The sequence below is a fragment of the Pseudomonas sp. B21-032 genome (assembly GCF_024748965.1).
GTDB lineage: Bacteria > Pseudomonadota > Gammaproteobacteria > Pseudomonadales > Pseudomonadaceae > Aquipseudomonas.
In genome coordinates, this window is record NZ_CP087180.1 from 3,408,941 (window position 1) to 3,426,562 (window position 17,622).

General features: G+C 65.3%; 18 protein-coding genes and 1 pseudogene. 6 read left to right on the plus strand and 13 right to left on the minus strand.

The window, feature by feature from the left end; all coding sequences use genetic code 11:
* Positions 1–50 precede the first annotated feature (50 nt).
* The 3 genes from LOY54_RS15575 to LOY54_RS15585 all read left to right on the plus strand — a co-directional run bounded on the left by LOY54_RS15575 (position 51) and on the right by LOY54_RS15585 (position 3,264).
* Positions 51–1,853 carry a HAMP domain-containing protein gene (locus tag LOY54_RS15575; protein ID WP_258607048.1) on the plus strand — a complete coding sequence of 601 codons (1,803 nt, stop codon included), beginning with the start codon at positions 51–53 and terminating at the stop codon, positions 1,851–1,853.
* Entirely contained in the window at positions 1,850–2,497 is a 648-nt protein-coding gene (narL, locus tag LOY54_RS15580; RefSeq protein WP_258607050.1) for a two-component system response regulator NarL, read from the plus strand. Before LOY54_RS15575 ends, narL begins: the two co-directional genes overlap by 4 nt.
* An 89-nt stretch (positions 2,498–2,586) precedes the next feature.
* Positions 2,587–3,264 carry a Crp/Fnr family transcriptional regulator gene (locus LOY54_RS15585; protein WP_258607051.1) on the plus strand — a complete coding sequence of 226 codons (678 nt, stop codon included), beginning with the start codon at positions 2,587–2,589 and terminating at the stop codon, positions 3,262–3,264.
* Here LOY54_RS15585 and LOY54_RS15590 read toward each other — a convergent pair.
* The 7 genes from LOY54_RS15590 to norR all read right to left on the minus strand — a co-directional run bounded on the left by LOY54_RS15590 (position 3,261) and on the right by norR (position 9,898).
* A complete protein-coding gene (locus LOY54_RS15590) occupies positions 3,261–3,755 on the minus strand; it encodes an SCP2 domain-containing protein (protein WP_045198001.1) in 495 nt (164 codons plus the stop codon). The two genes, LOY54_RS15585 and LOY54_RS15590, sit on opposite strands and share 4 nt — an antisense overlap.
* Entirely contained in the window at positions 3,749–4,639 is an 891-nt protein-coding gene (locus LOY54_RS15595) for a U32 family peptidase (protein WP_258607052.1), read from the minus strand. Before LOY54_RS15595 ends, LOY54_RS15590 begins: the two co-directional genes overlap by 7 nt.
* A gap of 10 nt (positions 4,640–4,649) precedes the next feature.
* Complete coding sequence (locus LOY54_RS15600) at positions 4,650–5,645, minus strand: peptidase U32 family protein (RefSeq protein WP_258607053.1); 996 nt, start codon at positions 5,643–5,645, stop codon at positions 4,650–4,652.
* Between the two features lie 127 nt (positions 5,646–5,772).
* A complete protein-coding gene (glp, locus tag LOY54_RS15605) occupies positions 5,773–7,008 on the minus strand; it encodes a gephyrin-like molybdotransferase Glp (RefSeq protein ID WP_258607054.1) in 1,236 nt (411 codons plus the stop codon).
* Positions 7,005–7,559 carry a molybdenum cofactor biosynthesis protein B gene (gene moaB, locus LOY54_RS15610; RefSeq protein ID WP_258607055.1) on the minus strand — a complete coding sequence of 185 codons (555 nt, stop codon included), beginning with the start codon at positions 7,557–7,559 and terminating at the stop codon, positions 7,005–7,007. Before moaB ends, glp begins: the two co-directional genes overlap by 4 nt.
* A gap of 89 nt (positions 7,560–7,648) precedes the next feature.
* Positions 7,649–8,296: a pyridoxamine 5'-phosphate oxidase gene (gene pdxH / locus LOY54_RS15615; protein WP_093381862.1), complete on the minus strand. Its 648-nt coding sequence runs from the start codon at positions 8,294–8,296 to the stop codon at positions 7,649–7,651.
* An 81-nt stretch (positions 8,297–8,377) separates the two neighbouring features.
* Positions 8,378–9,898: a nitric oxide reductase transcriptional regulator NorR gene (norR, locus tag LOY54_RS15620; protein ID WP_258607056.1), complete on the minus strand. Its 1,521-nt coding sequence runs from the start codon at positions 9,896–9,898 to the stop codon at positions 8,378–8,380.
* A gap of 167 nt (positions 9,899–10,065) precedes the next feature.
* Here norR and LOY54_RS15625 point away from each other — a divergent pair.
* Positions 10,066–10,500, plus strand: a pseudogene (locus LOY54_RS15625) (hemerythrin domain-containing protein); the annotation flags it as partial.
* A 138-nt stretch (positions 10,501–10,638) separates the two neighbouring features.
* Here LOY54_RS15625 and LOY54_RS15630 read toward each other — a convergent pair.
* The gene (locus LOY54_RS15630; protein WP_258607057.1) at positions 10,639–11,076 is read right to left on the minus strand and encodes a hypothetical protein; all 438 of its coding nucleotides are present in this window, start codon (positions 11,074–11,076) and stop codon (positions 10,639–10,641) included.
* Between the two features lie 17 nt (positions 11,077–11,093).
* On the minus strand, positions 11,094–12,284 hold the full coding sequence (locus LOY54_RS15635) for an NnrS family protein (protein WP_258607058.1): 1,191 nt from the start codon (positions 12,282–12,284) through the stop codon (positions 11,094–11,096).
* A gap of 345 nt (positions 12,285–12,629) precedes the next feature.
* On the opposite strand from LOY54_RS15635, the gene LOY54_RS15640 reads away from it, so the two are divergent.
* Both LOY54_RS15640 and LOY54_RS15645 read left to right on the plus strand, forming a co-directional pair.
* On the plus strand, positions 12,630–13,313 hold the full coding sequence (locus LOY54_RS15640; RefSeq protein WP_123566151.1) for a Crp/Fnr family transcriptional regulator: 684 nt from the start codon (positions 12,630–12,632) through the stop codon (positions 13,311–13,313).
* Positions 13,310–13,501, plus strand: a complete 192-nt coding sequence (locus LOY54_RS15645; protein ID WP_258607061.1) for a protein DnrP — start codon at positions 13,310–13,312, stop codon at positions 13,499–13,501. Before LOY54_RS15640 ends, LOY54_RS15645 begins: the two co-directional genes overlap by 4 nt.
* Here the strand turns inward: LOY54_RS15645 and LOY54_RS15650 are convergent.
* From LOY54_RS15650 to LOY54_RS15665, 4 genes are all read right to left on the minus strand, one after another.
* Positions 13,498–15,336, minus strand: a complete 1,839-nt coding sequence (locus tag LOY54_RS15650; RefSeq protein ID WP_258607062.1) for a nitric oxide reductase activation protein NorD — start codon at positions 15,334–15,336, stop codon at positions 13,498–13,500. The genes LOY54_RS15645 and LOY54_RS15650 overlap by 4 nt on opposite strands.
* A 75-nt stretch (positions 15,337–15,411) precedes the next feature.
* Positions 15,412–16,839, minus strand: coding sequence for a cbb3-type cytochrome c oxidase subunit I (locus tag LOY54_RS15655; protein ID WP_258607063.1), 1,428 nt, complete (start codon positions 16,837–16,839; stop codon positions 15,412–15,414).
* Positions 16,840–16,842: 3 nt separating this feature from the next.
* A complete protein-coding gene (locus tag LOY54_RS15660; protein ID WP_115087143.1) occupies positions 16,843–17,283 on the minus strand; it encodes a cytochrome c in 441 nt (146 codons plus the stop codon).
* A gap of 97 nt (positions 17,284–17,380) precedes the next feature.
* Positions 17,381–17,617 (minus strand): cytochrome C oxidase subunit IV family protein, encoded by a 237-nt coding sequence (locus LOY54_RS15665; RefSeq protein WP_258607064.1) that lies wholly within the window; start codon positions 17,615–17,617, stop codon positions 17,381–17,383.
* Between the last annotated feature and the right edge of the window lie 5 nt (positions 17,618–17,622).

A 17,622-nucleotide genomic window follows, 5' to 3' on the forward strand; every position in this document is an offset into this window, starting at 1 on the left:
CTGGAGTGCTCCATGTACCGCTTTCCACTCATCGCCCCCGGCCGCCGTCCATGATCGGCTGGCTGCGCAGCTCGTTGCCCGCGCGCGCCGGCCTGGCGGTGATTCTGATTGCCGTGCTGGCCCTGGCCAGCTCGCTCAGCGCCGGCCTGATCGCCTGGTTCAGCCAGGGCGATGCGGCGGCGATCAATACCGCAGGCTCGGTGCGCATGGAGACCTACCACCTGAGCTGGAAGCTCGCCGCCGGTGCCGAGCCTGCCGAGCTTGAGCGCATCCGCGACAGCCTGCAGCAACGGCTCAACAGCCCGGCCCTGCAAGCGGTGCTCGAAGACGGCAAGAACCTTGAACTGCAGGCCAGCTACCAGCGCTTGCAGGACTACTGGCAGCACACCCTGTTGCCGGCCTTGCAGCGCGACGACGCCGCCACGTTTCAGGCCAGCACCCTGCCCTTCGTCAACCAGCTCAACCAGTTCGTCAGCCTGCTGCAGCGCCAGAGCGAGCATAAGCAGGGCTGGCAGCAAGTGATCCAGGGCGCGGCGCTGTTCACCACCATGATCGTCCTGCTGTTCGGCCTGTACGAGCTGCAGTACAACGTCATCACGCCGCTCAAGGAATTGGTCGACGCCACCCAGCGCTTTCGCCGTGGCGAGTTCCAGGCGCGGGTCAATCATCAGTCGGCAGACGAACTCGGCGAATTGGCCACCCGCTTCAACGCCATGGCCGAAACCATCGAACACTCGCACCGCACGCTGCAAAGCCAGGTGCAGCAAAAAACCCTCAACCTGCAGCAGGCCAATGCCGCCCTTGAACTGCTGTACCAGAGCAGCCGCAGCCTGGCCACGCGGCTGGCCAACGCCGAGGGCCTGGATGAGCTGATCCGGCGCTTTCAGCAGCGCTTGCCGGGCCTGCGCCTGTCGCTGTGCCTGCAAGGCCAGTTGCAGGCCCCGGCCCAGCAACTGCTGGCCCTGCATGGCGCCGCCAGCCGCAAGATCTGCGCCAGCAGCGACTGCGCCAGTTGCCAGCGCCACCAGCGCACCCTGCGCCATACCTTCAGCATCAGCAACCAGGGCAGCACCCTCGGTGAGCTGAAGGCGCACTTTATCGACGGCCACGAGCCGCAAGCCTGGGAAACCGAGCTGATCCAGGCCCTGGCCAACCTGATCGGCACCTCGCTGTCGCTCAAGCGCCAGCGCGAACAGGACCATCGCCTGGTGCTGCTCGAAGAACGCGCGATCATCGCCCGCGAGCTGCACGATTCGCTGGCCCAGGCGCTGTCGTACATGAAGCTGCAGGTCAGCCGCATGCAAACCCTGATGCGCCGTGGCGAGCCGGTGGCAACCCTTGAGAACGTCACCGCCGAGCTGCGCGAAGGCCTGAACAACGCCTACCGGCAGTTGCGCGAACTGCTCACCACCTTTCGCCTGCAGATCCATGACGCAGGCCTGGTGCAGGAACTCAAGGACACCGCCGAGGAGTTCTCCCGCCGGGGCGAGTTCCAGGTGCACCTGCACGTCGACAGCCTGGCCTTCGAGCTTTCGGCCAGCGAACAGATCCACATTCTGCAGATCACCCGCGAGGCGCTGTCCAACTGCCTGCGCCATGCCCATGCGCAAAACGCCTGGCTGCAATTGCGCCAGCACGGCGAGCAGGTCTGCCTGTCGATCGAGGACGATGGCCGTGGTTTCAGCGCCACCCACGACCTGCGCGAACACCACGGCCTGAACATCATGGACGAGCGGGCGCGCAGCCTGCGCGGCCAGTTGCAGATTGTTGGCCGGACGCCGCAAGGCACCCGGGTACAGATGGAATTTCGCCCGGAATTTCTCGGGCACTTGAACGAAGGTAACCCTGTATGAACCCCTCCCCGCGCTACCGGATACTGCTGGTCGACGACCACCCGATGATGCGCCATGGCATTCGCCAGATGCTTGAACTGGAAGACGACTTCGAGATCGTCGGCGAGGCCAGCCACGGCGAACAAGCCCTGGCCCTGATCGCGCCGCTGCAACCTGACCTGCTACTGCTGGACAACAACATGCCGCAGATGAACGGCATCGAAACCCTGCGCCATCTGCGCAGCCAGGGCTTTGCCGGCAAGGTGCTGCTGTTTACCGTGTCCGATGCCGAAGACGATATCCGCGATGCCCTGCGCCTGGACGCCGACGGCTACCTGCTCAAGGACATGGAGCCGGAGCTGTTGATCCAGTACATCCGCGATGCCATGAACGGCGCCCTGGTGATCAGCCCGGGGCTGACCCGGGTCATGGCCCAGGCCCTGCGCTCACCGCCGCGCCAGGCCGACGTCGAGCTCACCGAACGCGAACGCCAGGTGCTGAAAACCATCGCCAGCGGCTACAGCAACAAGGTCATCGGCCACAAGCTGGGGATCACCGAAGGCACGGTCAAGGTGCATGTGAAGAACCTGCTGCACAAGCTCGGCCTGCGCTCGCGGGTGGAGGCGGCGGTGTGGGCCCTTGAGCACCTGCGCCACAGTGCCTGAGCCGGCGACTGCCCCTTTGGAGGTAGACCGGCAGAGGCATAGGCCGCCGGCGCCACGGGTTCTACCATAGGCGCCAGCGGAGGTACGCCATGCTGACCCACCCTTCTAGCGTTCTGCTTTTACGTCGCCATCACCTGTTCAGCCAACTGCCGGAGAAAGTCTTCGAATCCGTCTGCAGCCTGGCCATGCTCCGGCGCCTGGGCTGTCATGACACGCTCATGCACCAGGGCGACCCGGCCAAGCGCTTCTTCTTGCTGGTCAGCGGCCAGATCAAGCTGTACCGGCTCAGCGCCGAGGGCCAGGAACACCTGGTGGAGATCATCCAGCCGGGCCAGACCTTTGCCGAGACGCTGCTGTTCAGCCAGGCGCGCAGCTACCCGGTGACGGCCACGGCGCTCAAGGATTGCCTGCTGATCAGCATCGACGGCGGCCACTACCGCAATGCCCTGGAAGACCAGCCGCAGGTGTGCCTGGCGATCCTGGCGAGCATGAGCATCCACCTGCACCAGCGCCTCAAGGACATCGACACCCTGACCTCGGCCAGCGCCAGCCGGCGGGTGATCAACTTTTTGCTGCAGGAGTGCGACTCGGACAGCGGCCGGCTCGAGTTGCAGGTGTCCAAGCGCCTGGTGGCCTCCAAGCTGGGGATCCAGCCGGAGACCTTTTCGCGCACCCTGCACCGCCTGGTGGAACGCGGCCTGATCGCCATGGAGCGGCGCAGCATCCAGATCCTCAAAGCCGACGAGCTGGCCGGCTACACGGGCTAGCCCGCGCGCCGGCGCTGCCCAGAGCTTGCTGCCAGGCCCTTGCCGGCGCGTTCCAGGTTGCGCCACAACCACACCGGCAGCACCTCGGGGTCGAGGCTGTCGATCAGGTTTTTCAGGGTCAGGCCCAGCTCGGTGTCGCCCTCGATCACCAGGCGGCGGCGAAAGAACAGGGTGTCCGGGTCTTCCTGCCGGCTGGCCAGCAACAGGAACTCGCGCCAATTGCCACGAATGGTCACATCGGCCCTGGCCCGCTCGGCGATCTGCAGGCCTTCGCGGGTGCGCGTCAGGTACCAGGTCAGGTCCAGGTCAGGGATGCGCAGGCACAGCCAGCGCCCGCGCAGCAGGTCGAACTCACCGTCGCGCAAGGGCTCGGCCAGGCAGCGGTTGAGCGCCTGCTGCAAGGCCACGCGCTGGATCACAAAAGGCACCTTGCGCACCAACGGCAGGACCTTGTCGGCGCCTTTCAACAGCCATTGCGTACGGTTCAGCACAGGCCCACCTCCTCGACCCGCAACATGCCCGCCTGGCCGTGCCAGTAGCCGTTGCAGCCATCGACACAGAGCGGCGGCGCCTCGCCCTGGCGCACCCGGGCAAAGGCCTCGATCACCTCGGCCATGCCCTGGGCGCGCGGGCTCAGGCGCAGCAGGTCGGCGCCGCAGGCTTGCAACCCGGCATAGTCGGCCAGCAGGTTGGTGACTTCGGCGGACATGGTCTGGATGCCGTTGAGAGTGAACAGCGCCTGGCCTTCCTGGCTGCTCAGGGCCAGGCCATCGGGGTAGTTGATGCAACAGAACTGGCAGTCATCCTTGGGCCGGTTTTCCGCCCGCGCGGTAAAGCAGCGCGCCGAATAGGCCAGCGGCAGGTGGCCATAGGCAAAGACCTCGACCTCGGGCAGTTCACGGCCCAGTTCAACGGCCTGGTCGAGCACCGCGCGAATCAGCGCCGCCGAGCACTCCACCGGCGGCACCCAGCGGATCATCCCGCACTCGAGCAGCCTGGCCAGGGCATGGCCGTTGTACAGGTTGAGCGCCGGCCCGGCCACGAACGGCAGCTTGCGCTCGGCCAGGTACTGCACCGCGCCCATGTCGTTGGCCTCCACCAGCAACTCGCCGTTATCGCACAGGCGGCGCAGGCTGGAGAGCTCGGACGCAGCTTCGATCAGGGTCAGGCTCGACAGCACGATCTGCGCCGGGCTGCAGGCCTGTAGCTCGCGGCCCAGGCCCAGCCAGTGGTCGAGGTTCATCACCCGGCGTTTCGAGCAGACGGTTTCCCCCAGGTAAATCACATCCAGGGGCAAAGCCGACATTTCGCTGTAGAAACGCCCCAATTGTTCCTTGTCCCAGTAGTACAGGACGGGTCCCAGGCTGAGTTTCATGTGCAGTCCCTCATTGCCATGATCGATGGTAAGCACCCAGGGTGGTCTGGCTGCCTTCGGACAAACCGGCCAGCACCTGGCGCCACTGCGCCTTGACCGTGAAGCGTTGCGGCGCCAGGCGGTGGGCGTCGAGCGCGGCGCGCCAGACCTGGGTGACCTGCTCGACATACGCCGGGCTGCGCTGACGGCCTTCGATCTTGACCGCCTCGACGCCCATGGCGGCGAGCTCTGGCAGCAGGTCGAGGGTGTCGAGGCTGGTGGGCTCTTCCAGGGCGTGGAAGCGCTTGCCGCCGACCATAAAGCGGCCCTTGCACAAGGTCGGGTAGCCGGCGGGTTCGTCAGCTTTATAGCGGTCGATCAGCACCTCGCTCAGGCGCGCGCTGAGGCCATCGGCATCTTCGCTCCAGCGCACCGCCTTGGCCGGCGAACACACGCCGCACAGGTTCGGCGACTCGCCGGTGATGTACGAGGACAGGTGGCAGCGCCCTTCGGCCATGATGCACAGGCTGCCGAAGGCGAACACCTCGATCGGTACCGTGGTGCTGGCAGCGACCTGACGCACCTGGGCCAGCGACAGCACCCGCGGCAGCACGGCGCGGCGAATGTTGTAGTGCTGGGCGTAGAAAGCCAGGGCGCTGGCGTTGGTGGCCGAGCCCTGGACCGAGAGGTGCAGGTTCAGCTGCGGGTGGCGCTCGGCGGCGTAGCCGAGCACCCCCGGGTCGGCGGCGATCAGGGCATCGACACCATGGTCGGCGGCGCGGTCCACCGCCCGCTGCCAGCGCTCCCAACCCAGCGGTTGCGGGTAGGTGTTGACCGCGACATAGAGCTTGCGATTGTGCTGGCGGATATGGCCGACGGCGGCGTCGAACTGCTTGTCGTCCATGTTCAGGCCGGCGAAATGGCGGGCGTTGGTGTCATCGCGAAAGCCGACATACACCGCATCGGCGCCTTGGCGCACCGCGGCTTTAAGCGCAGGCAGGTTGCCTGCCGGGCAGACCAGTTGCATGGGTTTTCCTCATCAAAGAAACCTATCTCCACTGGCCTGCGCGGTTGACACAGGCCCGGAGCACTGGAAAAAGCGCTGCCAGTCTAGCCAGCGCCTCCAGCAGAACCTTGACGGCAATCAAGGCCACTCACTGCATCAGCTCGGCAAATGACAAAAACTGTACGCTGTCGTGTTTGTGCACCTGTTGCTCGCACTCCACCAGCGCCAGGCCGTCGGCCCAGCAGGCGGCGCTGAGCATCGCCGAACTTTGCTGCGGGTGCAGTTGCACGCTGGACTGGCCGTTGGCCTCGGGCAACAAGCGCGCCCGCAGGTACTGGCGGCGCTTGTTACGCTGCAGCCAGTCAAAACCCGCCGGCAGCGCCACGGGCTGTGGCAGCACGTCCCGCACGCCCTGGGCGCGCAGCAGCCATGGCCTTACCACCACCAGCGCGGTGATCAGCGCCGCGGCCGGGTTGCCCGGCATGCCGATCCACGGCCGCCCCGCCACCTCGCCAAAGGCCAGGGGCTTGCCCGGCTGGATCGCCAGGCGCCAGAAATCGACACGGCCCAGGGCCTGGATGGCTTGCTTGAGGTGATCTTCCTCGCCCACCGACACACCGCCAGAGGTCAGTAACAGGTCGCACTCGGCCGCCGCCAGGTTCAGCGCGTGCTTGCTGGCCGCCAGCTCATCAGCCATCACCCCGTAGTCATGCACCTCCACGCCCCAGCCTTGCAACAGGGCCGTCAGGCAATAGCGGTTGCTGTTGTAGATCTGCCCCGGGGCCAGCGGCTGGCCGGGTTCACGCAGCTCGTCGCCGCTGCTCAGCAAAGCGACGCGCAAGGGCCGATGGACCTCGACCCAGGCCAGCCCCGAGGCGGCCAGCAGGCCCAGCTCCTGGGCGCGCAGGCGCTTGCCGGCCTGCAGCAGCAGATGACCTTCGCGCACCTCTTCGCCGGCCTTGCGCACATGCGCGCCAAGGCTTGCGGCCGGCAGCCAGACCTGCTCGCCGTCAACCCGGCACAGCTCTTGCGGGGCCACCGTGTCGGCGCCTGGCGGCAAGGGTGCGCCGGTAAAGATGCGCAGCGCCTGGCCTGGCTGCAATGCAGTACTGGCCTGCTGGCCGGCAGCGATGCGCCCGGCCAGGGTCAGGCAACCGCCCGCCGCAGGCAGGTCGGCGGCCCTGAAGGCAAAACCGTCCATGGCGCTGTTATCCCAGCCCGGCAGGCTGCGCGGGGCATGGATATCGGCCGCCAGCACCCGGCCCAGGGCCTGCTCCAGCAAAACCATCTGCGCCGCCGGTGGTGGCGGCGCCTGTTCAAGCAAATGGCGGATGGCCTGGTCGACCGGGATCAGCTTGCCGCTGTCGCACACACGCCCGCTCATGGCCGCGTCCCACAGGCGTCGATGGCCTGCTCGGGTTGAGCCTTGAGATGCGGGGCGAAATTGCACGGACCGGTGCGGCTGTCGAGCTGGCTATTGAGGATCTGCGTCCAGGCCGTGCGACAGGCGCCGGGCGAACCCGGCACGCAGCACACCAGCACGCCATTGCTCATGCCGGCCAGCGCGCGCGACTGCAGGCTGGACATGCCGATTTCGGCCAGCGACACCTGGCGGAACAACTCGCCAAAGCCCTCGACGTGTTTGTCCAGCAACGGCAGCACCGCCTGCGGGGTGTTGTCGCGGGCGGTAAAGCCGGTGCCGCCGGTAGTCAGTACCACCTGCACCTTGGGGTCGGCGATCCAGCGCGAGAGCGTGGCGCGGATCTGGTAGATATCGTCCTTGACCAGGTCGCGCTCAAGCAGCACATGCCCGGCCGCCTGCAGCAGGTCGACAAGGGTCTGCCCCGAGCTGTCGGTATCAAAGTTGCGCGTGTCGCTGATGGTCAGCACAGCGATGTTCAGGGGTTCAAACGTGCGTTGCGCCAGATGGGCCATGGCCTGGGCTCCGGTGAGATAGGGATGGGCCCAAGCCTGAACCTAAAGCCTGAGCGAACCTATTCCTCCTTGGAGGTATCTCTTCGGGTTCAGGGCGCCAGGCGCTGGCGCGTCCACTGCCCGCCCTGATGGCGGTAGTCGAGGCGGTCGTGCAAGCGGTCGGCACGGCCTTGCCAGAACTCCATGCGTTCAGGCCTCAGGCAGTAGCCGCCCCAGTGCTCGGGGCGGCGCAGGGGTTGTTCGACGAAGCGGCGAATGGTCTGCGCGAGCATTGCCTGCAGCGCGTCGCGGTCGGCCAGCGGCCGGCTTTGCGGCGACGCCCAGGCGCCCAGGCGGCTGGCTTCGGGGCGTGAATCGAAGTAAGCATCGGACAGCTGCGGGTCAAGCCGCGCCACCGGCCCTTCAATGCGAACCTGGCGCTCCAGCCCCGGCCAGAAGAAAGTCATCGCCGCATAGGGATTGGCTGCCAGTTCCTGGCCCTTGGCACTCTGGTAGTTGCCGAAGAAGGTAAAGCCCTGCTCGTCAACGCCCTTGAGCAGCAATACCCGGCAATGCGGGCGGCCAGTGGCGTCAACCGTGGCCAGGTGCATACTGTTGGCCTCCACCGGCTCGCGCTCGGTTTCGCGGGCCTGTTGCAGCCACTGGGCAAAGAGGCTCAGAGGCTCCAGCGGCGCTTCGGCTTCCTGCAGGCCACCGAGGGTGTAGTTGCGACGCATCTGGGCAAGGGACAACGGCATGGCGGTGAGCTCCTGTTTAGTTGTGCGCAGTCTGTAAGCAGCGCCACGCCCGCACCTTGACCGCCATCAACGCCAGCGGCGTTACTTGAGGCGCAAACGCCTGGCCAGTTTGTGCAGGTTGCTCGGGTCGAGCGCCAGCAGCCGCGCGGCGCTGGCCCAGTTGTCGCCGCTCAGGCGCAGGGCCTGGGCAATGGCCTGGCGCTGGCAGGCGTCGACGGCTTCGCTCAGGGAACTGAACGCCAGCGCCGGTGGTGCCCCCTGCTCTGCCACTGGCGCGGCAGCCGGCGCACTGTCGAGGTCGAGCACCTGCGGCTCCAGGGTAATGATCAGGTTGCGGCTGCCCTCGCGGCTCAGTTGCTTGAGCGCGGCGCGGCTGATTACATGCTCAAGCTCACGCACATTGCCCGGCCAGTGGTAAGCCAGCAGCGCCCGCTCGGCCGCCGGCGACAGGCGCAAGCCGCGCAGGCCCAGGCGGGTGCGGTTGAGCTCAAGGAACTGCCCGGCAATCATCAACACATCGTCGCCGCGCTCGCGCAGCGGCGGGATCGGCAGCGGATACACCGACAGGCGATGGTAGAGGTCGGCGCGAAACAGACCGTCGCGGATGCTGTCGGGCAAGTGCCGATTGGTCGCGGCGATGATGCGCACATCCACGTGCAGCGGCTTGTCGGCGCCCAGGCGCTGGATCTCGCCGTTCTGCAACGTGCGCAGCAGCTTGGCCTGCACGCTCAACGGCAGTTCGCCGACTTCATCAAGAAACAGCGTGCCACCGTTGGCCGCATCGAAGCGCCCGGCGCGGTCGCTGCTGGCGCCTGAAAACGCACCTTTGACATGGCCGAACAGCTCGCTTTCGGCCAGGGATTCGGGCAAGGCCGCGCAGTTGACCTGGATCAGCGGCTTGTGGCGGCGCCGCGATAAACCATGCAAGCGGCGGGCGAACAGCTCCTTGCCGACCCCGGTCTCGCCCAGCAGCAACACCGGCAGTTCGGCGTCGGCGAGCAGTTCGATCTCGTTGAGCAACTGCTGCAGCACCGGGCTGTGGCCAAGAATCTCGCTCGCTTCCAGCGGCGCACGCAGGTCCTGGGGTTCGCTGCGCGACAGGCGCAGGCTGCGGTTTTCCTGCTCCAGGCGGGTCACCCGCAGGGCCGCTTCGATCTGCAAGGTGCAGCGTTTGAGTTCATCGCGGGCAGCGCTGTCGAAGGTCCCCGGCTGCAACGCATCGAGAGTGATCGCACCCCACAGTTGGCCTTCTACGTAAAGGCTGACGCCCATGCAGTCGTGCACAGCCAAGGGCTCATGCAGTGCGCTGTCGAGCAGGCCATCGTAAGGGTCCGGCAGGCGGCTGTCGGGTTCGAACCAGGTTGGCTCGCGCGAAGCCATGATCGCTGCCAGGCGCGGATGCCGGGCGATCACGAAGCGCCGGCCGAGGGCTTCGTGGACCAGCCCGACGCTGGCCTGCGGGCGCAGGCTGTCGCCCTCCAGGCGCAACAGGCCGACCGCGCCGCAGTTGAAGTATTCGCGCAGGGTTTGCACCAGACGCTGCAAGCGCACGGCATTGGGCAGTTCGACGATCAGGTCGGCGGCCAGGCTTTCACGCAGCATGGTAGTTATTACCCTCTATGGTTATCGCTACCCGCAGGCAGGCGGGTAGATTTCACCACAAGCCCGGCGCCAGACCTTGATTTCGGGCAAGTAAAGCTGGCATGGGCGATGCAATCACCCTGGGACACTTTGCCAGCAGAGCAGGCCCCCTGATGAACCCGACCGAACTGATCGCCCATATCCTCACCCGCTACCACGATCGTCACCGTGAGCAACTGCCGGAACTGATCCGCCTGGCCCGACGCGTCGAGCAGGTCCATGGCGGCCACGCCCAGTGCCCCAACGGCCTGGCCGACCACCTGCAGGACATGCAGCAGGAACTTGAAGGGCACATGCTCAAGGAGGAACAGGTGCTGTTCCCGATGTTGCAACGGGGCATGGGTCGCCAGGCGGGTGCGCCGATCCAGGTGATGCGCATGGAGCACGACCAGCATGGTGAGGCGCTGGAGCGTTTGAGCTTGCTGACCGACGACATCAGCGCGCCGGAAGGTGCCTGCAACACATGGCGTACCCTGTACCGTGGGCTGGCGGAATTTCGCGAGGATTTGCTGCAGCATATTCATCTGGAGAACGATGTGCTGTTCGTCAAAGCCCTGGCTTGACGCACTGGCCTCATCGCGGGGCAAGCCCGCTCCTACAAATGGGTCTGTGTACGCCAAACCTGTGGGAGCGGGCTTGACCCGCGATCGAGCGCGCAGCAGTTGTAATCCAGGCAAGGGCCCGTCTGAGTACGGCGCAGTTTAATGCCAATAGAACATTGCCTTGGCCAGTACCACGATCACCAACATATGGCCAAGAATACTGCAGCGAATCCAACGCGCACGCCCCTCGCTCAAGCGTCCGCGCTTGAGCCAGTACGCCAGCAACAGGTAATGGCCAATGATGCTCAGGGCCAGGACGATCTTCAGGCTCAGCAGGCTGGCAAAGCTGCTGGCCAACGGTTCGCTCAAGGCTGCGCGGTGATGCCAGGCCAGGCCAAGCCCCGCGCCATACAGCAGCAACACCACGCCATGCAGCACCTTGCGTGAACGCACTGACAGCGCCTGGTCTACCCCGGCCAGCGCCGCAGCCGGCACGTGGCGGCGCGCCGCCTGCCAGATGAGCAGTTCAAAAAACAGCGTGCCGATAAAGGCGATGGCCGCCAGTAGATGAACCACCAGCAAATACGGATACAGCATCCTTCGCCTCCAGGCGCTTAACCAGGGTGCCCGTCAACCCGGGCGCGCAACAGCATCGGCGCATAGCGCCAGGCATACAAGGCAAACGCCAGCACCCAGCACACGCCCGCCAGCCACAAACCGCCCAGCGGCAGCCACAGTACCAGCAACACCCGGCTGACCCCGGCCAGATTGAGCAGGATGAACGCCAGGGTCATCCCCGCCGGCGGCTGCAACGCCCGCCCGGTATGGCCAAGGCTGACCCGGGCGATCATCGCCAGGATCAACCCAGCCATGGCGCCGATGGTCAGGCAATGCACCGCCAGGCTCGGGTTCAACGGCGCACCGAAATGCCACAGGGCCATGCCCAGGCAGGCCAGCACCAACCAGGCATAGGCCAGGTGCAGCGACCACAGCAGCGGCACCTGCCAAAGCCCACGATCATGCCAGCGCCACAACCGCACGATATGCCCGAGCGCCAGTGCCGCGAACAGCAAGCCAATGCCGGCATTGACCTGCAACGCCGGCCCTGCCGCAGACAACAGCGCCACCAGCGCCGAGCCCGCCAGCAGCAGCCAGTCGAGCCAGGGCCAGGGCACTACCGCCGCGGTGCGGCCCAAGCCGCGCTGGGTGAAGAACGGAATCACCCGCCCGCCAATCAGGCCCATCATCGCCCCGACCAGCCAGATGCCGCCGAGCACGCCCTGGCGCTGCCAACCGTCGTGCTCTTGCACCAGGCCATACACCGACAGGCCATCGACCGCCGTCAACAGCAGCAATACCATCACGATCGGGTAATTGCGTTTTTGCCGCACCTGCCACAGGGTGCGCCCCATCAGCACTGCCACCAGCAGCGGGAAGCCCAGTTCCAGCAGCGCCAGCAACGGCCAGGGCGCATTCACCAGCCACGCCACCCGCCCGGCCAGCCAGAGCAACGCCAGGCCGGCCAGCGGCTTGCCGCTCAGGCCCGGCTGGCCGGTCCAGGTCTGCACCGCCGTAAGCAGAAAACCGGCGATGATCGCCAGGCCAAAACCGAACACCAGTTCATGCCGGTGCCAGGCCAGCCAGCCGCCGGCCGGCTGCCAGTTGCCCAGGGTGCCGTTCAGGGCCGCCAGCCACAGCGGTATCGCCAGCACTGCCAGCGCACAGCCCGCGAGGAACAGTGGCCGGAACGCCAAGCGCAACAGCGGCGCGATGGCCAACGCTTTACGCCGATCAAGAACTTGCATCAAGCCTCTCCTTACCTGGTTGCCGAGCCTGGACAAAGCCCGGCGTCATCATCTGCCATCGGCAGCCTGGCGCCCTTGTCGTACGTCAAGGCGTACAGCGGGCTACAGCGTAGGCTGCCAATCGCTGTTGACTACCTTGCTGCAAGGGTTGTGCCCTGGCGCAAATGCGCAGTGAAGCTGGCAGTACAAAGGTACGAACAACCCTTTCACGGTCAATTGAACCTTGTTTTACAGGGTATTTTTTACCCTCAGGTAATTACAACCCCGCCGCCCCGGGGCTTGCCGCCTGGCCCGGCTCTTGCTCGATCAGGTCCGTGTCCCTTTCCCGCTTGAGGATGAATCGCCATGGTGCTTCACCGCGTCCACCACCAGATACTGCGCTCGCACCACCTGTTCGAGCCGTTGAACGACGAACAACTAGACGAATTGATGGGTAGCAGCCAGTTGCTCAGCGTCGACAAGGGCGAGCCGCTGTTCCGCCAGGGCGAGGCGGCCGAAGCGTTCTACTTCGTGATTGCCGGTGCGGTGAAGATCTACCGCCTGACCCCCGACGGCCAGGAGAAGGTTTTCGAAGTCATCGGCCCGCGGCAGACCTTCGCCGAAGCGATGATGCTGATGGACACCCCCAACTATGTGGCATCGGCCGACGCGGTGGGGCAATCGCAGTTGTATCGGTTGTCGACCAGCACCTACATGCGCCTGCTGCAGAGCAACAGCCGGCTGACCTTCGCCCTGCTGGGCAAGCTGTGCGTGCGCCTGCACCAGCGGGTCAACGAAATTGAAACGCTATCGCTGAAGAACGCCACCCACCGGGTGGTGCGCTACCTGCTGACGCAACTGATGCGCGCACAACCGATGGCACCACAGTTTGAACTGCCGATGGCCAAACAACTGATCGCCGGGCATTTGTCGATCCAGCCGGAAACCTTCTCGCGGATCATCCGGCGCCTGATTGATGAAAAGATCATCACTCAGGACGGTCGGCGCATCGCCATTCTTGATCGACCGCGCCTGGAGCAATTTGAATGAATGCCCTGCCCGTGTGCCTGTACTGCGAACACACCAACCCAGCCAAGGCCAGCACCTGCGAGCACTGCGGCATGCCGCTGCCGGCCAGCGCAGCCTTGGCCGGGGCACGCCAGCAACTGCGTTTTCTGTGGTTTTGCATCGGCCTGACGCTGTTCTGCGTAGCGATGGTGTTGTGGTTGCCGCGCTAGGGCTGGGTCAACTGCCGATACAGCTGCGGCAAACGCTGCGGCAGTTGCTCGGGCTGGCGTATCAGTGCGTAGCCGTTGCTGCCGAACATGTACGGCAAGTAGGCACCGGCCTGGCGGTCGATGGTGATGCAAAAGGGTGTCAGGCCCATGCGCCGGGCTTCGTGCACGGCTTCGCGGGTGTCTTCAACGCCATAACGCCCTTCATAGAGGTCCAGGTCATTGGGCTTGCCATCGGTGAGCAGCAGCAACAGCTTGCGCCGCCGTTTGCAGCCGCCGAGCAACTGGCTGGCCTGGCGAATCGCCGCGCCCATGCGGGTGTAGTAACCGGGCTTGAGGCCCTGAATCTTGCCGCGCGTGACATCGTTGTAGCGTTGCTCGAAGGCTTTCAATTGCTGCAGGCGCACCTGTTGGCGACGCAGCGAGGAGAAGCCGTACAAGGCAAAGTCATCCCCCACTGCTGACAAGGTTTCGCCGAACAGCAGCAAGCTGTCGCGGATCACTTCGATCACCCGTTGTTCATCGTTCAGGTGCGCATCGGTGGACATCGACACATCCGCCAGCAGCAGGCAGGCGAGATCCCGGCGCGTGTGGCGCTGTTGCATGAACAGGCCGCGCTCGGCACACGGGCCATGCACGCGCTCGACATGAAAATCCAGCCAGGCCTGCAAATCCAGCTCGCTGCCCTGAGGTTGCTGGCGCAACCATTGGCGATCGCTGCGCAGTTGCTCGAACTGCCGGCGCAAGCGCCGTGCCGAGGTTTGCAGCCGTGCTGGCAGTGGCTGGGGCTCGCAGTCGCGGGGTTCAAGCAGTTGCAGGTTGACGAAGTTGGCCTGCAAGCGCTTCTGGCGATAGTCCCACTCCGGCAACTTGATGCCGTCGCCCAGGGGAATGTCGTCGACCTGGGCCGGCGGCAGGTCCAGGTGCAGTTTCAGCCCGCCGCCCTTGCGAATACGGGTGCGCGACAGGGTCAGTTGATCAAGGTCTTCAGCCACCCGGGCGGCGTCCGGGTCTTCGCTGTCATCCTCCCAGCGGTCGAGATCGACATGTTCGGTCCAGCTGAACAGGTTCTCCAGGCGCACGATCAACAGGCCGCCCTTGGTCGGGCTGTCATCGATACGGCTGGCGCGCTTGCGGCCGCCCTGCTGCTCGCCGGGGGTATTGGGCAGCTCGTTCTGGGCGTCTTCAAGGTCGCCAGCCTGGGCGCTGGCAAGCTGCAGGGGTGGATACAGCCACAACGGCAGTGGCCAGGCCGCCCGTTCGCTGCGCGGAAACTCCTCGACGCTGCCCGGCTCGCGCAGGGCCTGGCGCAAGGCGCGCTCAAGCCGCGCTTCATCGGCGCTCAACGCGGCCGGATCCGGGCGCAGTTGCAGATGGGCATCGACCAGCCGCTGGTAACGGCCCACCAATCCCGGAAAGCGTTGCAGCAGCTCGCGCGTCCAGCGCTGATTGTCCCGCCCCCAATGACGCATCGGCCCCGATTGCGCCGCGAGCATGGCCAGCCAGCGGTACAGCTCCTGGTTCAAGGCAGCGTCCGCGAACACCGCCAGCTGCGCCGGCAGGCGCAGGTTATGCCGATCGCACCAGGCCAAAGGCGCCTGTTTGCAGGTGCCGGCGATCTGTTGCAACAGGCTGCGGCGCAGCAGCAGGTCACGCTCGCTGGCCGCTTCCACGCCCATACCGGCCGCCCCGCCCATGGCCCTGAACAACAGGGCCAGGGCCCGTTGTCGCGGCGCCAGCGCTACTTGCGCCTCGGGGAAATCGGCACTCGCCCGGCGGGTGATGAAACGATGCCAGACACTGCCAACCCACTCTTCCATTTCAACCGTGAAGGCCATGTTGCCTCCTTTGCACAAAGCAGAAAGCGGCCCGCTGCAACAGCCGGGCCGCAGTTGATCAAGCAAACTCCGGGGTCATGACGGCACGACCCTGGCCGGCGCGCGCAGCGCTGCCCGCCCGCGCTGACGAAAGCTCAGCAGGTAGCACAGCAAGCCCGCGAGAAAGCCCACGCCGCTGACCAGCCGCGCCCAGAACAACCCGCGCAACTGATCGGCAGTGGACATGAACGGCAAGGCGCTGCCGTCTTCGGCCCAGCGTTGCAGCAGCACCTGGACCACGCCGGCAGCGGTGAGCAGCAAGGTGATCATCACCATCGACAGGGTCATCAGCCAGAAGCCCCACACTTCGAGCGTCTGCGAACGCTCATCGGCCGCTTCGCCAAGCCCGCGCAGGCGCGGCATGGCGTAGCTGATCAGGGTCATGACGATCATCGCGTAGGCACCATAGAAGGCCAGGTGGCCGTGGGCGGCGGTCAGTTGCGTGCCATGGGTGTAATAGTTGACCGGGGCCAGGGTGTGCAGGAAACCCCAGACCCCGGCGCCGAAGAACGCCGTCACCGTGGTGCCCTTGGCCCACAGCGTGGCAGCGCGGTTAGGGTGCTGACGCCGACGGTTTTTGACCATGCTGAAGGCGAACATGACCATGGCCAGGAACGGCAGCGGCTCCAGCGCCGAGAAGATCGAGCCGACCCACAGCCACACCTGGGGCGCACCGATCCAGAAGAAGTGGTGACCGGTGCCGATGATGCCGGTAATCAGCGCCATGGCGATGATCACGTACAGCCATTTCTCCACCACCTCACGGTCGACCCCGGTGACCTTGATCAGCACGAACGCCAACATCGCGCCCATGATCAGCTCCCACACGCCCTCGACCCAAAGGTGCACCACCCACCACCAGTAGAACTTGTCACGGGCAAGGTTACCGGGGTTGTAGAAAGAGAACAGGAAGAACACCGCAAGACCTATCAGGCCGGTCATCATCACCATGCTCACGGTGGTCTTGCGACCCTTGAGCAGGGTCATGCCGATGTTGTAGAGAAAACCCAGGCAGACCACGACGATACCCAGCTTGGTGATGGTCGGCTGCTCGAGGAATTCGCGGCCCATGGTCGGCAGCAGTTCGTTGTGGGTCAGCCGCGCCAGGCCGGCATAGGGCACCAGCAGGTAGCCGAGGATGGTCAGCACGCCGGCAGCGGCGAACACCCAGAACAGCACCATCGCCAGCCTCGGGCTGTGCAGCTCGCGATCGGCCTCCTCCGGCACCAGATAGTAGGCCGCGCCCATGAAGCCGAACAGCAGCCAGACGATCAGCAGGTTGGTGTGCACCATGCGCGCCACGTTGAAGGGAATGGCCGGGAACAGGAAGTCCCCGATCACATACTGCAGGCCCATGATCAAACCGAACAGCACCTGACCGAGAAACAGGATCAGGGCGAACACGAAGTAGGGTTTGGCAACGGCCTGGGAGGCAAATTTCAGATGTGGATTGGCAACGTTCATCACTCAGCCCTCCTGGTTTGGCGGCCAGCCATTGGTATTGATGTTCGAGCTCCATTTGAGGAACTCGGCGATGTCGTCGACCTCCTGTTCGCTCAGGTTGAACTGCGGCATGGCCCGACGTCCGGGCACCCCCAGCGGCTGCATCTTCATCCAGGCATGCATGAACGGCTTGAAGCCTTCTTCGCCGCCGCGGCGCTTGAACACGTTGCCCAGCTCCGGCGCAAAGTAGGCGCCCTCGCCCAGCAGCGTGTGGCAGCCGACGCAGTTGTTCTGCTCCCAGACCGTCTTGCCGCGCACCACCGCGTCGGTCAATTGCGCGACGTTGCTGCGTTCGGGAAAGGTTTGTTCGGTGTGGTAGGTCAAGGCCAGGAATATCAGGAAGAAGAACACGCTTCCGCCGAAATAGATGTTCCTGGCCATGCCTTTGGTGAAGGTCTCTGACATGGTCGCGTCCTCATTGCTTGGCCCGGCCATGATAGAAAGTGCGGGGGCAAAACCTGCTTGATGGCAATCAAGAAACGCCGATGGTTTTACTCAGGTATTAGCCGCGCAGGTGCAGGCCAAGGCCCACCAGCGCCGCCAGCACCAGGGCCCAGCTCAACAACAACCAGCGCCAGTGCTGCGGGCCATGGCGCAGTTCCATGAAGCCGTCGGTGATCAGCCAGGCCTTGGCCGCTGCCAGTAGCAGGATGAACGTGCCCTGGCCGAGCATCACCGTGCCCAGGCTCAGGCACGCCAGGGCCAGCCAGCACAGCAAAAGAACTATCGATGTGGGCATGCGCC

What these genes read in the sequence shown, in the direction of transcription:
- pdxH (WP_093381862.1), bottom strand. Translation starts at nt 8,296, where the DNA reads ATGCCGTTGTCCCTTGCCCAGATGCGTCGCAACTACACCCTCGGTGGC.
- LOY54_RS15665 (WP_258607064.1), bottom strand. Translation starts at nt 17,617, where the DNA reads ATGCCCACATCGATAGTTCTTTTGCTGTGCTGGCTGGCCCTGGCGTGC.
- moaB (WP_258607055.1), bottom strand. Translation starts at nt 7,559, where the DNA reads ATGGCCCATCTGGCGCAACGCACGTTTGAACCCCTGAACATCGCTGTG.
- norR (WP_258607056.1), bottom strand. Translation starts at nt 9,898, where the DNA reads ATGCTGCGTGAAAGCCTGGCCGCCGACCTGATCGTCGAACTGCCCAAT.
- LOY54_RS15635 (WP_258607058.1), bottom strand. Translation starts at nt 12,284, where the DNA reads ATGCAAGTTCTTGATCGGCGTAAAGCGTTGGCCATCGCGCCGCTGTTG.
- narL (WP_258607050.1), top strand. Translation starts at nt 1,850, where the DNA reads ATGAACCCCTCCCCGCGCTACCGGATACTGCTGGTCGACGACCACCCG.
- LOY54_RS15585 (WP_258607051.1), top strand. Translation starts at nt 2,587, where the DNA reads ATGCTGACCCACCCTTCTAGCGTTCTGCTTTTACGTCGCCATCACCTG.
- LOY54_RS15575 (WP_258607048.1), top strand. Translation starts at nt 51, where the DNA reads ATGATCGGCTGGCTGCGCAGCTCGTTGCCCGCGCGCGCCGGCCTGGCG.
- LOY54_RS15640 (WP_123566151.1), top strand. Translation starts at nt 12,630, where the DNA reads ATGGTGCTTCACCGCGTCCACCACCAGATACTGCGCTCGCACCACCTG.
- LOY54_RS15595 (WP_258607052.1), bottom strand. Translation starts at nt 4,639, where the DNA reads ATGAAACTCAGCCTGGGACCCGTCCTGTACTACTGGGACAAGGAACAA.
- LOY54_RS15650 (WP_258607062.1), bottom strand. Translation starts at nt 15,336, where the DNA reads ATGGCCTTCACGGTTGAAATGGAAGAGTGGGTTGGCAGTGTCTGGCAT.
- LOY54_RS15660 (WP_115087143.1), bottom strand. Translation starts at nt 17,283, where the DNA reads ATGTCAGAGACCTTCACCAAAGGCATGGCCAGGAACATCTATTTCGGC.
- LOY54_RS15630 (WP_258607057.1), bottom strand. Translation starts at nt 11,076, where the DNA reads ATGCTGTATCCGTATTTGCTGGTGGTTCATCTACTGGCGGCCATCGCC.
- LOY54_RS15655 (WP_258607063.1), bottom strand. Translation starts at nt 16,839, where the DNA reads ATGAACGTTGCCAATCCACATCTGAAATTTGCCTCCCAGGCCGTTGCC.
- LOY54_RS15645 (WP_258607061.1), top strand. Translation starts at nt 13,310, where the DNA reads ATGAATGCCCTGCCCGTGTGCCTGTACTGCGAACACACCAACCCAGCC.
- LOY54_RS15600 (WP_258607053.1), bottom strand. Translation starts at nt 5,645, where the DNA reads ATGCAACTGGTCTGCCCGGCAGGCAACCTGCCTGCGCTTAAAGCCGCG.
- glp (WP_258607054.1), bottom strand. Translation starts at nt 7,008, where the DNA reads ATGAGCGGGCGTGTGTGCGACAGCGGCAAGCTGATCCCGGTCGACCAG.